Below are 13,797 nucleotides of genomic sequence, written 5' to 3'. Positions count from 1 at the left end.
GTGTTGGCGGCGTTCATGGCGTCGTTCCTGGCCCTCTTCGTTCTGGTCCCTGCCGTCGACGCCATGAGTTGCGGAACTGAAAGCGAAGCCTCCGAGGTCGCCGTTCTGGTGATCGACGACCCCAGCAGCGCCCCTCATTCCGACGACGAGACCCATGCAGTCTGTTCACATGGGCATTGCCACCACGGCGGCGCCTCTACGCCTGCGCGTCAGGACGCGTCGCTGGATGGGGTGTCCGGGCGAGGGGTTCTGCTGACGTGGCCTGCTCATCGGCTGATCTCACATCCGCCTGCCGGTCCGGAGCGTCCTCCCAGGGGCTGACGTGATCAGCGCGCTTCCGCGCGCCTTTCATGTCAACATTCCGGGAAACAGGACATGCCATCCCCTTATCGTCGTTCGCCGTGCATCACGGCGGGCTGCGCCATGGTCGCGCTAGCGACTGCCATCACCGGCCCTGCCTGGGCTGATCCCGCGCCTGCGTTTGAAATCCTGCTGCAACAGGTTGGCGCCTCACCAACAACCATTGAGGCCGAGGCCCTGCGAGACGCTGCTGACGCCCGCGTCCGACAGGCTCGGGTTCGCCCCAACCCCACGCTGGGGCTGGATGTCGAAAACGTCTTCGGTAGTGGACCTTTCGAGGGCTTCAGCAACGCCGAGACGACACTTGGGGTCACTCAGAATCTAGAACTCTGGGGGCGGCGTGGCGCTCGGTTTAATGTGGCTCGGGCCGAGGCAGGCGCGGCGCTGTTTCGTCGCGATCTTGCCGTCGTCGACGCCGCTGGGCGTCTGGCCCTGGTCTATGCCGAGGCCGAGGCCGCCGAGCGGCGCTTTGATCTGGCCGAGGAGGCGTTGGGTGTCACTCTGGCTGATGCCAGGGCGGCGCTGACCCTGGTCGAGGAAGGCCGCGAGCCCATGGTTCGCGCCCTTCAAGGCGAAAGCGAAGCCGCCACGGCTCGCGCGACACTGGATGAGGCTCAGGCCGAACGCGACGCAACCTTCGCCCGCTTGACCGTGGTCGCCATGCTGCCGACGCCGGTGACGTCGATAGAGACAAGCCTGCTTGATCAGGTCCCGTCAGCGTCGAGGTCTGGAGCCGAGACCACGCCCGTCGTGCGTGTGGCTGAGGCCGAACGCGATGCGGCGGAGCGGCGGGTCGCGGTCGAGCGCATCCAGTCCCGTCCGGATGTCAGCGCTTCGCTGGGCCTACGTCGGTATGAGGCCGAGAAAGCGACCGCCCTGACCTTGGGGCTCAGCCTGCCCTTGCCGCTGTTCGACGGGAACCGGGGCAATATCGAAGCCGCCCAGGCCGAGCTTCGCGCCGCTGACGCTCGCCTGATGGGCGCACGTCAGTTGGCGCAGGCTGATCGCAACGCCGCACTCGCGCGGCTCAAGGCCTCGACCAGCTGGGTGACCGCTACCGACGCCGGGGTGACGGCGGCGCAGGAAGCCTATCGCCTGTCGCGCATCGGCTTTGACGCCGGACGCATCTCGCAACTGGAGCTGCGTTCGTCGCGCGCCGCCCTGATCTCCTCCCGCAACGCCGCCGTCGATGCCCGCCTGGCGCGGGTTCGCGCGGAAATCGATCTGGCGCGCCTGCAAGGCCGCGTCCCGTTTGGAGCTGCTCAATGAAACGCCCGACTGGACTGAACAAGATCTGGCTGATGGCCGGGGCCGCTGCAGCCGTCCTTCTGGGGGGCGCAGGCCTCTATATGCTCAACAGCCAACCAAAAGCCTTGCCGACCGGAGCTGTCGAAGACGGCCACGTCGATGAAGGCGTCGGGGCGACCGCACAGGAGGGCGTCGTAGAACTGTCGGCGGCGCAGATCGAGGTGGTCGGCATCGCGGTCGTTACTGTGGGAAGCGGGGGTGGGGGCGAAGTGCGGTTGTCCGGCCGCGTAGAGCCGATGGTGGACGCCCGTGCTTCTGTAGCCGCTGCAGTCGCGGGACGCGTCGAGCGTGTTCTGGTGGCGCCGGGCCAATCGGTGCGTGTCGGTCAGGCGCTGGCCGTACTGGTCAGCGGCGACGCCGCCGCTCTGAGCGCCGACGCCGACGCAGCCCAGGCCACGGCGGTCGCCGCCCAGCAGGCGCATCGCCGTGAGGAGGATCTGGCTAATCAGGGCGTGGTGGCGCGGCGTGACGCAGAGGTCGCTCACGCACAGGCCCTGGGCGCCGAGGCCGCCGCCCGCGCCGCGCGGGCTCGTTCCGCCGCCGCCGGATCGCCCGACGCCATGGGACGCGTACGCGTCGGCAGCCCCATTTCGGGCCTGGTCACCAGCGTTCAGGTCGGGCCCGGTGGATTTGTGGCCCAGGGCGGCGTCATCGCAGAGATCACCAATCCGGCGCGCGTCGAAATCGTGTTCAACGCGCCGCCCGCCGTGGCCGCTCATGTCCGCGCGGGGAGTGCGATCCGCGTCACGACACCTGCCGGCGAAGTGGAGGCTGTGGTGACCGGCGTGGCCACAGGCGGCGGCGAGAGCGGCGCCACGGTCATCCATGCGCGTTCGACAGGCGGCGTCCTGCCGCCCGCAGGGTCGGCGGTAATGGGGACGGTTCTGACCGGCGAAACGGTCGCTGGCGTCACCGTCCCCTCCGACGCCGTGCAAACCGTCGAGGGCGCGACCGTCGTCTTCGTTCGCACGGCGACCGGCTTCCGCGCCGTGCCCGTACTGGTCGGACGACAGGCGGGCGGGCGGTCCGAGATCGTGCGGGGCCTGAGCGGCGCCGAGCGCATCGCAGGCGCCAACGCCTTTCTACTGAAAGCCGAGCTCGCCAAGGGCGAAGCCGAGCATGGCCACTAGGGGCGACGGATCATGTTCAAAGCTATTATTGAGGCGTCCGTCCGCTTTCGCTGGTTCGTCGTTCTGGCCGTGGCGCTCGTCGCCGCGCTCGGTCTGTTCGAACTGACCAGGCTGCCGATCGACGCCGTTCCCGACATCACTAACCGACAGGTCCAGATCACGACGGTCGCGCCGGCGCTTGCGCCCGAACAGATCGAACGACAGGTCACCTATCCGCTGGAAACCGCCATGTCCGGCATCCCCGGCCTGGTCAGCACCCGATCGCTATCGCGCAACGGCTTCAGCCAGATCACCGTCGTCTTCACCGACCAGACGGACATCTACTTCGCCCGCCAGCAGGTATCCGAGCGGATGCGGCAGGCGGCGGACAGCCTGCCTGAAGGCGTCGAACCCAATCTCTCAGCCATCACGACGGGCCTGGGCGAAGTGCTGATGTGGACGGTCGACTACGTCCCGTTCGGCCCCAAGACCACGGTCGCGACCGGCAAGCCCGGCTGGCAGGCGGATGGCGCCTATCTGACGCCGGAAGGCGAGCGGCTGATCACGCCGCAGCAACGCGCCACCTATCTGCGCACGGTTCAGGACTGGATCATCGCCCCGCAGATGCGGACCAGTCCCGGCCTGGCCGGGATCGACGTCAACGGCGGCTATGTGAAGGAATATGCGGTGCGGCCCGACGCGGCGGCCCTGACCCGCTACGGCCTGGGTATGACCGATCTGGCGCAGGCGCTGGAGCGCGCCAACACTCAGGCCGGCGCCGGCTATATTCAGCGGGCGGGGGAGGCGCTGGTGGTCCGCACCGACGCCCTGGCCGCGACCGTCGAGGATCTGGCCCAGTCGCCGGTTGTCAATCGCGGCGGCCTGATCGTCCGCGTCGCCGACGTGGCCACCGTCGAGATAGGTCAGGCCCCACGCCTCGGCGGCGCCAGTCGCGACGGCCACGAAGCCGTCCTCGGCACCGCCCTGATGCTGGCCGGCGAGAACAGTCGCACCGTGGCACAGGCCGCTGCGGAACGGCTGGAACAGGTGGCCGCATCCCTGCCGCCGAACGTCGTCGCGGTCCCGGTTCTGAACCGCAGCGATCTGGTCAATTCGACGATCTCGACCGTGGCGCGCAACCTGATCGAAGGCGCCCTGTTGGTCATCGTCGTGCTGTTCCTGCTGCTCGGAAACTTCCGGGCGGCGGCGATCACGGCCCTGATGATCCCGCTATCCTTCCTGTTCGCCGTCATCGGCATGAACCGCTTCGGCATCAGCGGAAACCTGATGAGCCTGGGCGCGCTCGACTTCGGCCTGATGGTCGACGGCGGCGTGGTGGTGATCGAGAACACCCTGCTGATGCTGACCCGGAAACGCGGCGAACTGGGGCGGATGCTGACCCGCAGCGAGCGCCTCGGCGTGGCCGTGCAAGCGGCTCGTCGGATGGTCAAGCCGGCGGCCTTCGGCCAACTGATCATCCTGCTGGTCTTCACGCCGCTGCTGATGCTGGAAGGGGTGGAGGGCAAGACCTTCGTGCCTATGGGGGCGACGGTCATGCTGGCCCTGATCGGCGCCTTTGTCTTCTCCTTCACCTTCGTGCCGGCGATGACGGCCCTGTTCGTGCGCGAGCCTAAGACGGTTCATCTGGGAGCAGACGGTCAGGCCGAGGAGCAAGAGACCCGCATCCTGCGCTTGGCCCGACGCTGGATACAGCCGGCCATAGGCGCGGCGGTGGCGCGTCCCAAGACAGTCCTGATCGCCGCCCTGGCGACGCTGGTGGTGGGCGCTGTCTCCTTCATGAGTTTAGGCCGGGAATTCATCCCGACCCTGGACGAGGGCGACATCGCCATGCAGGCCCTGCGCGTGCCGTCGGCTTCGCTGGAGCAGTCACTGGTCATGCAGATGACCCTGGAACGCGCCATCAAGGCCCAGCCCGAGGTCGAGACCGTCTTCTCGCGCACCGGCACGGCCGAGGCGGCGGTCGATCCCATGCCCGCCAATATTTCGGACGCGGTCATCATCCTCAAGGACCGCAGGGATTGGCCTGATCCCAGGCTGTCGAAGGAAGACCTGATCGCACGCATCGAGCAGGTCGCCAGCCAGCAGATCGGCAACAGCTTCGAGTTCAGCCAGCCGATCGAACTGCGGTTCAACGAACTGATCTCGGGGGTGCGGACCGATCTCGCCGTCATGGTCTATGGCGACGATTTCGACACGCTGCAAAAGACGGCGGAGCAGGTCGCGGCCAAGCTGCGGGCCACGCCCGGATCGGCCGATGTGCGGGTGGAGCAGGCATCCGGCCTGCCGACCCTGACCATCAGCGTCGATCGGTTTGCGGCGGCCAACTACGGCCTGTCCGCCGCCGATGTCTCGGAGGCGGTCTCCACCGCCATAGGCGGCGCCGAGGCGGGACGCATCTTCGAGGGCGATCGTCGCTTTGACGTGGTCGTGCGTCTGCCCGACGACGCGCGCAATGATCCCGCCACCCTGGCCGCCTTGCCTATTGTTTCGAGCTCGGGCGTCGTTGTGCCTCTTTCTTCTGTGGCCCGAATCCACATCGCCGAGGGCCCGAACCAGATCAGTCGTGAGAACGGCAGCCGCCGCATGGTGGTCCAGGCCAATGTGCGCGGACGTGATCTGGGCGGCTTCGTGACCGAAGCGCAGAGGTCCGTAGCCGAGGTCGCTCTGCCAGTTGGCTATCGGCTGGATTGGGGCGGGCAGTTCGAAAACCTGAAGCGCGCCGAGCAACGCCTGGGCCTTGTGATCCCTGTGGTTTTCGTTCTGATCGGCTTTCTGCTGTTCATGGCGTTGGGATCGTTCACGGAAGCGGGGCTGGTGTTCGCCTGCGTTCCTCTCGCGCTCGTCGGCGGCGCGTTGGCGCTGTTGCTCAGAGACATGCCGTTCTCGGTTTCGGCGGCGGTCGGATTTGTCGCCGTGTCCGGCGTCGCAACCCTAAACGGCCTGGTGTTGATGCAAGCCATCCGAGAGCGCCTGCGCGCTGGGCTGGATCCCGCGGAGGCGGCGATCGCAGGGGCGTCCGGCCGTCTTCGAGCGGTGCTGACCACAGCGCTCGTTGCCATTGTCGGATTTGTCCCCATGGCGTTGGCGCATGGGGCGGGGGCCGAGGTCCAGAAGCCGCTGGCTACTGTCGTCATCGGCGGACTGTTGACCGCCACGGCTCTGACGCTGCTCGTGCTTCCCGCCTTTGCGGCGTGGACGCACAAAGCCACGGGGGCGAGGGCCTGATGCGAGGGGCCTGCCTGCCAGAAGGCCGGGCATTGCGAATGGTTATCATCTCAGCTAGTCGCTGAGGGGGCGGACCTTTGTCCGCGCGGTGGGACATCATCGAGATAGTCCCGCCGGACCGACCGGGTCACGCCAGGAGCTTCGCCGATTGCCGGAAACGATTGATCTTCCACGGTCCAAGCGGCTGAAAGCGCTGACGCACGAAATCCATGATCGGCTGGACAAGTCGATCATGGAAGCGTCGTCGTTCGACAGCATCGAAGGCTACATCCGTTTCGCCGGGGTGCAGTGGATTTTCCACCGCGACATAGACGCCCTGTATGAAGACGCCGACCTGATGATGCTCCTTCCCGGATTGCCCGAACGGCGTCGTTTATCACTGATCGCAGCTGACCTGGCCGACCTGGGAAGTGGTGCGCCGACAGTGGAGACGCCTCCGGCCTTCCAACATTGTCGGGCGGTGGACACAGCCGCCGCGCTAGGCTGGCTTTATGTGGCTGAGGGCTCGAACCTCGGCGCGGCCTTGCTGCGCAAGGCGGCGGCCAAGCTTGGCCTGTCCGACAACCACGGTGCGCGACATCTGGCTCCAGCGGGCGAAGGTCCTGCCGCCCACTGGCGCGCTTTTACCGCCGCGCTGGACGCCGCTGTCCTAACGCAGGATGAAGAGGATCGCGTGGTTGCGGGCGCCAAAGCTGCCTTTACGCGAGTTCAGGCCTTGGCCAATGCCGCGCTTGGGTGAGCCTGAGGCGGTGACTGGCCCGTCGTCTGTGCGAGAGGGCGGGGTGGTTATCGGTATGGTTTTGTCGCGGTCTTGAGTCCCCCGAAGCACGTGAGGGCTGTGCCCGCCTGTTGCCGAATGCAGATGCATGGGCGATAAATTTCGGGTGACCAGACCCCCAAAGATCGGCCTAATCCTTCTGGCGGTCGCCTGCGTGCTCGCGGGATGCGGCGGCATCGACCGTTCTCTTTGGAATATGGCGCGTGGATACGTCGGGGCGAGAGCGACCGCGCTTGATACCTCTCTGATATCTGAGGAAGCGCAGGCTCGCGGCGCCCTGCTGTTCGCCTTCGGCGACTATGGCGGGCTCGACACCGATGCGATGCGAACCGTCGCTGTGCCGTGGAAACTGACCTCCGCCGCCCTGGTTATGGAACAGTCGCCCAACGACGTGTCTCAGGCGTCTTTGAGACGAACTCTGGCAAACTACGGGTTCCTCTATCCCGTCGAGATAGCCAACTGGCCAGTAGATGCGGGGCCGCCACCCAAGCCGGAGGCTGTGCTCGGCGTCAGCCTGGGTGTGGCTCGACGCAGCCTGCCGCCGATTGAACTTCAGATCGGCAACATTGGTTGTGCTGCATGTCATGCAGCACCGTCCTACGAGGCTGACGGACGTCCGACTCCGAACAAGGTCTGGCTGGGCGCGCCCAATCCGTCGCTCAATCTGGAAGCCTATACCCAAGGGCTCTATGTCGCCCTGTCGGCCGGCATGGCCGACCCTGATCGCCTCATGACGACGGTGCGGCGGCTCTACCCGGACGTGACCGACCGCGAGCTGGCGACGCTTCGGTCCTTTGTCCTGCCGCGCGTACGCGAGCGAATGGCAGCCATTGCAGTGACGGGGCAGGGCGTTCTGCCCTTCTCCAACGGTCTTCCCGGGGCGACAAACGGGGTGGCGGCGCTGAAGTTGCAGCACGGTCTGCTGGCGGCTGATCCGGCGACCATGATGCGAGAGGTGGGCTTCACCTCGATTCCTCACCTGGCTGATCGGGGCTGGCGTAGCGCCCTGCTGTGGGACGGCGCTTATGCGCCGCCCGGACAAAAGCGATTCCGGGCCATGAGCAAGGCGGACCTGACGGACGCCCATCGCGAAGACCTGGCTGCCATGACCGCCTATTTCACCGTGCCCAGCATGGGCGTGTCAGGCTCGCAGGCCCGAAGATCGGTCTCCGATGTGAAAACGGCTTGGGTCTTCCTGCAAACTGTGCGGCCGCAGCCCTTCCCGGCAAAGATCGACGAGGCTCGCGCCAATGCCGGGCGAGAGATTTTCCAGCGCGCCTGCGTTTCCTGTCACGGCGTCTATGTCGAGACGGCAAGGGGCCCGCGGCTGGCCAGCTTTCCCAACTGGGCGGGGGATGTCGGCACGGACCTTACCCGCGCCGAGGCAATGACGCAGGTTCTGGCGGAGCGGGTCAACGCCTCGCCGCTCCGTGCCTCAATCTCGGCGGCGCATACCGGCGTCTATGCCGCGCCTCCGTTGACCGGGGTGTGGCAGAGCGCGCCCTACCTACATAACGGATCCGTACCCAGCCTTGCGGCCCTTCTGGGTCTGGAACCTCGACCCGCCCGATTTATTGTCGGCGGCCATGCCATGGATCTGGAAAATGTCGGCGTGGCCTATCCGGACGGATATCAGCCTTACTCGCAGCCGGCGTGGGTGGACACACGGAAGCGCGGTCTGGGCGCTGCGGGTCATGAGGCGCCGTTCGCCGACCTGAGCCGCGATGAACGGCTAGCGCTTCTCGAATACCTGAAGCGGCTCTGATCAGAAGATCAGATCAGAGACCGGGCGCCGCGCGGGCGGCGGCAGGGCGCTTTCAGGGACAAGGCCGAGGCGGAAGGCGGTGACCAGCTTCGTTCCGGGCGGTTGGCCGAACCGCGCAGCAAGAGCTTCGGCGGCCGCCCTATCATCCGCCAGCACCGTCATCGGGGCGGCCGACAGTCCCAGTCTCGTCATCTCGAGCCATACCCGATGCCAACGACGGCCCGTCTCGAACGGCGTCTCACCAATGGGGCGGCGCAACAGTGCGATCGCTGCGCTGGATTGCACCACTGCGGCTTCTCCGGTCAGTGCGCCGGCCAGCCCTAGGCGATCAAGAAACTCGAACATGCCTGGCTTCAACACGACGCCGGCGCCGGCGGCCTCCAGTCCCGACATCTCCATTGCCCGCGCATTCAGGCCGTCGACGGCCCAGGAGGGATGGCGTCGCGACAATCGCATCCAGGCCAGCAATTCAGCCCGGAACCGGGCATCGCGAAAACTCTTCAAGCTGGCCTGGTCGTTGAGATGCGCAACCTGGTCGATGTCGGGCCGCTCTCGCAGTATGGTCAGATCGGGCGCGGTCTGGGCCAGTGCGTCCAGTATCGGGACGGCGCGGTCGGGCAGGAACCTGCCCCGGTAGGTGCGGCGCGCGGTGAGGAAGGACGCCAGCGGATCCGGGTCAACCTCTCCGGTTACAATCAGGCGGGCGATCTCGCTGCCCTCAGGCGCCGTCACCCTCATCTCCATCCCGCGCAGGCTTGCGGCGAGAATGAACCCCTCTACGGCCGCCCCGTGGCTGGCCTCGACGTCGCGGCCGGTCGGGTCGCCGACAGGAAGGGTACGGCGGGAGGCCTGGGCTGCCGCTACGGTGGTCGCGTCGATCTGGCGCCAGATGGTGGGCTGGATATTGTGAACATTGGGCGACAGGGCCGCGTCAGCGATCAGGGCGGCGAAAACCTCGGGGCTCATGACCAGCCCTTGTCCAGAACCTTGCGGAAAAGATGGGTTCGGTGCAGTCGTTCGCCGCCGATACGCTGCATCTGACGCAGGCTGGCCCCGTTGGGATCGGCGATCCAGGTGACGCCGCACTCGCGATAGCCGCGTTTCTGCAGAGCGCCGATGACGCGCCAGAGCATGGCGGGATTGACCCCCTTGCCTTGCGCCTCAGGCATCACGGAATAGAGAATAAGGACCGCCCGACGCGGTCGAAACTGCATCTTCAGCCAGGCCAGAAGAGCGCGAGGCCCATAGGTCGCGGCGGCATCACGCACGAAGGGGTTCAGGTCGGGAATACAGATGGCCACACCCATAGGCCGGCCCTTGTAGTGGATCACCGACGACAGGGTCGGGTCGAGGACCCACATCATTTCCCCGGCCTGAAACTCAAACTCCTCGGCGGTCAGGGGCACGAACATGGGGTTGGCGTCGAACCCGCCGTTCAGGCAAAGGCGCGCTTCTTCCATCCGCGGCTTGAAGCGACGCCGGTCGATGGGCGCGAAGGTCCAGTCGTTGGATTCCAGAATAGCCTTGGCGCCGGGTGTCAGGAGCCCATTACGGTTCGCCTCGCCGGGATGAAAGCGAAAGGTCGACATGGGAAATTCGGCCGCATAGCCGATGGCCTCCAGCTGCGCGGCCAGATAGGGCGGCGACCAGACCATGTCGGTGAAGGGAACATGCTCGAAGCCCTCCGTCACCAGGCCGACCTGCTGCATGGCGGTCAGGTTGAAGGGACCGGCGACCTCGGTGTCGCCATGTCGATGCGCGAAGGCCTCGATCCCGTCGAACAGCAGGCGCAGCGCCTCTGGATCGTCGGCGGCGTCGAGGAAGCCAAAATAGCTGCGCGACAGGCTGTGACGTTCGTTCGACGCCGGGTGCCGGTGCGCCGTGGCCCGCGCGACGGGCTGACCATCGCGCAGCACGACCAGAGCCTCCAGGTCCCCGCCGCCCTTCAGCAGCGGGTTCTTGAGCGGGTTCAGATAGCGCTTCAGGTCCGAGCGCATAGGCGAGACGTAGGGCGTGTCCTTTGGATAGACGACAAAGGGCGTGCGGAAAAAAGCTTCGAAATCGTCGCGGACCAGAGTCAGGCTCATGTGGTTGCTCCGGCCGGGCGGGCGGCGATCAGGCTCGCCATTTTCTGGAACAGGACCATGGCCCGCTCGTCCTCTTCCGTACGGGTGGATCCGCCCAGCGCGATCAACGCGACCCGCAAGGGCGTGGCGCTGATCAGGATGGCGTGGGTCGAGGCGTGACGCCGCAGCAAATCCCGGAGCTGTTCGCAGGCCTCACGATCATTGTCGGCTGGCGCACGCTCCAGTTGGACAAGATCGGTTACGGCCCCGTCCACGAAGGCTGCCAGCAGCCGGCCGTCGTCATAGGCGGATAGGTCCGGGCCTTCGACCAGAACAAGGCCCTGGAGGGGCGCTGCGCGCGACGCGGTATCGATGAAGCGGGCGAGTTGGCTGGTATCGGCCGCCGCGAGCGCCTGCTCGAAGAGGCGGCGCTGCTGATCCCCGCCGCCGGATTGAAGTCGCAGCAGAACCGAAAGGGCCAGCAGGGCCGAGACCGTGATCGCCAGCACGCCCTGGGCCTCCAGCAAGGAGGCAGGCGGGCGGGAAAACAGCAGGGCGGCGGCCAACAGGACGGAGGTCATGGCGGCCAAAGCCAACTCCTTCAGCGCGTCGACCCAGCGACGTGGCGCGCTGGCCCCGGCCGCTGCCGCATAGGCCAGGCCGAGCATGCCGAGAGCGCTGAGCCCGAACGACGAACCGAGCCCGAAATCCGTCAAGGCCAGAAGGCCTGCCGCCAGCAGGGCGCGGCCATAGGAATCCAGCGCCGCATTCTCCATCGGGGCCAGCGTGGCGCGGTCGCGAAACATGATCAGGCCGAGAACCAGGGCCAGGGCCAAGGGCACATAAATGGCCAGGTTGAAGGCCCGCTCCAGTCCCGATCCCGCCAACCCGGCGGCGACGACGCCCAGGATCGTGCCCCCTGCAACCACCAGCTTGATGGCCAGGGGCGCATGTCGCCGCAACAGATTCTCGGCCAGCAACAGGGCGCTCAGCGGCAGGGCGCAGGCCAGAATCAGGCTTGCCAGGCCGAACGCCTCGACGCCCGTCGCATTGGCCAGCGCCCGGAAGACGTAGAAAAGGCCGGCCAGGCCAAAAACGAGCATCAGTACGTTCTGGACCGTGGTTCGACCGGGGCGGCGGGCCAGCACAAGAGCCACGGCTAGCGCCCCCAAGGCGCCGAAGCCATCGACCAGCATCTGGGTGTCGGCGGCGGTCATCATCCCAACAGACGCTGCATCATCCGGCGCACCAACCAGCCCTTGGCCCAGGCCAGCGGGCCGGGCAGGGGACGCTCCCCCCGCGCTTCACGCACGTTCAGGAACCAGCCGCGACAGTCTGTGCGCGTCCGCCGTCCCATGATCAGGGACAGGGCTTCGCCTGCCATCAAGGCGCCCGCCGTGACGACCATGGGGGCGAAACTCATCCGCTTGCGCTTGCCTGCGGCCATATCAGCGGCGGCTTGAAGATCGACATGGGCGTGGGACGAGGAATGGGTGAGCACCCATTCGATTTCTTTCAGAAAGGCTTTGCTCGCCTGATCGACGGTAATCTCGCGCCAGGGCGTGCCGCGCGTCGGATAACCGAGGCGGTCTTCGGGGCGAGGGTCGGCAGGCCGCACCAGGACGACTGAGGGCAGGGGCGAGGCATAGGCGTCGATGACGCTGGCCCCGCAGCGTTGAGCCACGCGATACAACTCCACCGTCGCCGCTACGTCGTCGCAGCCGTTAACGATGACAGGATAGTCGCGCGCCAGCGTCTCCAGTTGGTCGGTCCATTCGGCCCCCAGCACGGTCAGTTCCAGGTTCGGGTTGATCTTCAGCAAGCCCTCGGCCGTCACATCCGCCTTGGAACGATCCACGGTATCGGTGAAGGCAAAGACCTGGCGGTTCAGATTGGAGACCTCAAAGGTGTCGATATCAGCTATGGCGATGCGGCCGACCCCGGCTCGGACCAGCAACTGCACGCAGGCTCCGCCCATGCCGCCGACACCGGCGACGAAGACGGCGGCGCCCTTCAGCCGCGCCTGCTCCTCTTCGCTGATAAAGCCCAGGTTGCGGGTGGTCATCTCCGCATAGAAGTGCGCGGTCATCGGGTCTCTTTCCAAGGGCGCAGGTCGCCCCAGGGGCGACTGGCTGAAAGCCAGTAGATCAGGGGTAGAACCGCCATGCGCGCCGCCATGATAACGACCAGGCCGCCTAGCCCCATGGCCGTGGTCGGCGGGGCGATCTTGCGCAGATAGCGCCCTGCCGCCGCCATATCGATGCGGCCGATCTGGATCAGGTCGTCGCCCCGATCGTAGTTCAACTGCTCGCGGCAAAACGCGTTGTACGAAGCCATCCTGTGAGGCGCGGCCTGTTCGAAGGCCTTCTTCAGGGCGTCCGAGCCGCCGGTATAGGCGTCGATGATGACAAACCGCGTCTCGTCGAATCCCGCCTCTGGGCCGACGCCAAAGGCTGTCCTGTGCCGGGCCATTATCTGGCGCGCGAGGGTCAGATGATCGAAGCTGCGCCTCGTACCTGGACGCGGCGAGGGGAAGACGTCGGAAAAGGTCTCGGCCACCATGCCGACGACGGCAGGAACCTGGCTGACATTGGAGACCCACAGGGCACGCCCCTGCCCAGCCAGAAACATCAGCACGCAGGTCAAGCCGTACAGGGTCGCCGACAGGCCAAGCCCCCGGAACGAGGGATCGACCATCACCAGCCCGAGATGCATCACCTGAGTTGATCGGCCCTCCATTTCGACGTCCAGAAGCGACAGGATGTTGAAGGCGACGGGGCGGGCGGCGTCGCCCTTGCCCTGGTAGACCACGGTCACCACGCATTGCCTCAGACGCTCGGCGTCTCCGCCCAGAACGCCATAGGACAAGGCCTCCTGATCCAGCGTCAGCGCTGCAACCGCGCGCAGGTCGGCCGTCAGCGCCTCAACCTCCGCAGGAGAAAGGGCCAGCCCCGGGCGTTCGACAATACGTGTCGTGAGGTCCCGGCCCGAGCGCCAATGCAGATTGATCATGCAACCGTCATTCGAGGGACGACCCACGCGGGTGCGCCAGCTTTACAGGAGGGTTTGCTCCTGGCCGCGTCAAGACGAGGGATCATACCGGCAAATGAGCGACGATCAATAAATTGTGGAAACAGGCGTTTCTACGGACTTCCGAAAACGCGG

General features: G+C 66.3%; 11 protein-coding genes. 6 read left to right on the top strand and 5 right to left on the bottom strand.

Annotated elements, in window-relative coordinates; genetic code table 11:
- Positions 1–15 precede the first annotated feature (15 nt).
- From ACOZBP_RS02585 to ACOZBP_RS02560, 6 genes are all read left to right on the top strand, one after another.
- A complete protein-coding gene (locus tag ACOZBP_RS02585; protein ID WP_422674897.1) occupies positions 16–321 on the top strand; it encodes a hypothetical protein in 306 nt (101 codons plus the stop codon).
- A 54-nt stretch (positions 322–375) separates the two neighbouring features.
- Positions 376–1,629, top strand: coding sequence for a TolC family protein (locus tag ACOZBP_RS02580; RefSeq protein WP_422674896.1), 1,254 nt, complete (start codon positions 376–378; stop codon positions 1,627–1,629).
- Positions 1,626–2,798: an efflux RND transporter periplasmic adaptor subunit gene (locus ACOZBP_RS02575; RefSeq protein WP_422674895.1), complete on the top strand. Its 1,173-nt coding sequence runs from the start codon at positions 1,626–1,628 to the stop codon at positions 2,796–2,798. The genes ACOZBP_RS02580 and ACOZBP_RS02575 overlap by 4 nt, the downstream gene beginning before the upstream one ends.
- Before the next feature lie 12 nt (positions 2,799–2,810).
- Positions 2,811–6,023 carry an efflux RND transporter permease subunit gene (locus tag ACOZBP_RS02570; protein WP_422674894.1) on the top strand — a complete coding sequence of 1,071 codons (3,213 nt, stop codon included), beginning with the start codon at positions 2,811–2,813 and terminating at the stop codon, positions 6,021–6,023.
- Between the two features lie 148 nt (positions 6,024–6,171).
- Positions 6,172–6,762, top strand: a complete 591-nt coding sequence (locus ACOZBP_RS02565; protein ID WP_422674893.1) for a biliverdin-producing heme oxygenase — start codon at positions 6,172–6,174, stop codon at positions 6,760–6,762.
- Positions 6,763–6,997: 235 nt separating this feature from the next.
- Complete coding sequence (locus ACOZBP_RS02560) at positions 6,998–8,566, top strand: c-type cytochrome (protein WP_422674892.1); 1,569 nt, start codon at positions 6,998–7,000, stop codon at positions 8,564–8,566.
- On the opposite strand, the gene ACOZBP_RS02555 is transcribed toward ACOZBP_RS02560, so the two are convergent.
- The 5 genes from ACOZBP_RS02555 to ACOZBP_RS02535 are packed head-to-tail and all read right to left on the bottom strand — an operon-like array spanning position 8,567 to position 13,644.
- Positions 8,567–9,532: a hypothetical protein gene (locus tag ACOZBP_RS02555; protein WP_422674891.1), complete on the bottom strand. Its 966-nt coding sequence runs from the start codon at positions 9,530–9,532 to the stop codon at positions 8,567–8,569.
- Positions 9,529–10,653 (bottom strand): GNAT family N-acetyltransferase, encoded by a 1,125-nt coding sequence (locus ACOZBP_RS02550; protein ID WP_422674890.1) that lies wholly within the window; start codon positions 10,651–10,653, stop codon positions 9,529–9,531. The genes ACOZBP_RS02555 and ACOZBP_RS02550 overlap by 4 nt, the downstream gene beginning before the upstream one ends.
- Complete coding sequence (locus tag ACOZBP_RS02545) at positions 10,650–11,852, bottom strand: hypothetical protein (protein ID WP_422674889.1); 1,203 nt, start codon at positions 11,850–11,852, stop codon at positions 10,650–10,652. The genes ACOZBP_RS02550 and ACOZBP_RS02545 overlap by 4 nt, the downstream gene beginning before the upstream one ends.
- On the bottom strand, positions 11,849–12,721 hold the full coding sequence (locus ACOZBP_RS02540; protein WP_422674888.1) for a HesA/MoeB/ThiF family protein: 873 nt from the start codon (positions 12,719–12,721) through the stop codon (positions 11,849–11,851). Before ACOZBP_RS02540 ends, ACOZBP_RS02545 begins: the two co-directional genes overlap by 4 nt.
- Positions 12,718–13,644 (bottom strand): hypothetical protein, encoded by a 927-nt coding sequence (locus ACOZBP_RS02535; RefSeq protein WP_422674887.1) that lies wholly within the window; start codon positions 13,642–13,644, stop codon positions 12,718–12,720. The genes ACOZBP_RS02540 and ACOZBP_RS02535 overlap by 4 nt, the downstream gene beginning before the upstream one ends.
- Between the last annotated feature and the right edge of the window lie 153 nt (positions 13,645–13,797).

The organism is Brevundimonas sp. NPDC058933 (assembly GCF_049315965.1).
Lineage (GTDB): Bacteria > Pseudomonadota > Alphaproteobacteria > Caulobacterales > Caulobacteraceae > Brevundimonas.
Note: the sequence above shows the minus strand (reverse complement) of the source record. Positions and strands in the feature narration are given on the sequence as shown.

Excerpts from the sequence above, each read along its gene's own strand:
- ACOZBP_RS02585 (WP_422674897.1), top strand. The coding sequence starts at position 16 with ATGGCGTCGTTCCTGGCCCTCTTCGTTCTGGTCCCTGCCGTCGACGCC.
- ACOZBP_RS02540 (WP_422674888.1), bottom strand. The coding sequence starts at position 12,721 with ATGACCGCGCACTTCTATGCGGAGATGACCACCCGCAACCTGGGCTTT.
- ACOZBP_RS02560 (WP_422674892.1), top strand. The coding sequence starts at position 6,998 with ATGGCGCGTGGATACGTCGGGGCGAGAGCGACCGCGCTTGATACCTCT.
- ACOZBP_RS02535 (WP_422674887.1), bottom strand. The coding sequence starts at position 13,644 with ATGATCAATCTGCATTGGCGCTCGGGCCGGGACCTCACGACACGTATT.
- ACOZBP_RS02550 (WP_422674890.1), bottom strand. The coding sequence starts at position 10,653 with ATGAGCCTGACTCTGGTCCGCGACGATTTCGAAGCTTTTTTCCGCACG.
- ACOZBP_RS02570 (WP_422674894.1), top strand. The coding sequence starts at position 2,811 with ATGTTCAAAGCTATTATTGAGGCGTCCGTCCGCTTTCGCTGGTTCGTC.
- ACOZBP_RS02555 (WP_422674891.1), bottom strand. The coding sequence starts at position 9,532 with ATGAGCCCCGAGGTTTTCGCCGCCCTGATCGCTGACGCGGCCCTGTCG.
- ACOZBP_RS02545 (WP_422674889.1), bottom strand. The coding sequence starts at position 11,852 with ATGATGACCGCCGCCGACACCCAGATGCTGGTCGATGGCTTCGGCGCC.
- ACOZBP_RS02580 (WP_422674896.1), top strand. The coding sequence starts at position 376 with ATGCCATCCCCTTATCGTCGTTCGCCGTGCATCACGGCGGGCTGCGCC.
- ACOZBP_RS02575 (WP_422674895.1), top strand. The coding sequence starts at position 1,626 with ATGAAACGCCCGACTGGACTGAACAAGATCTGGCTGATGGCCGGGGCC.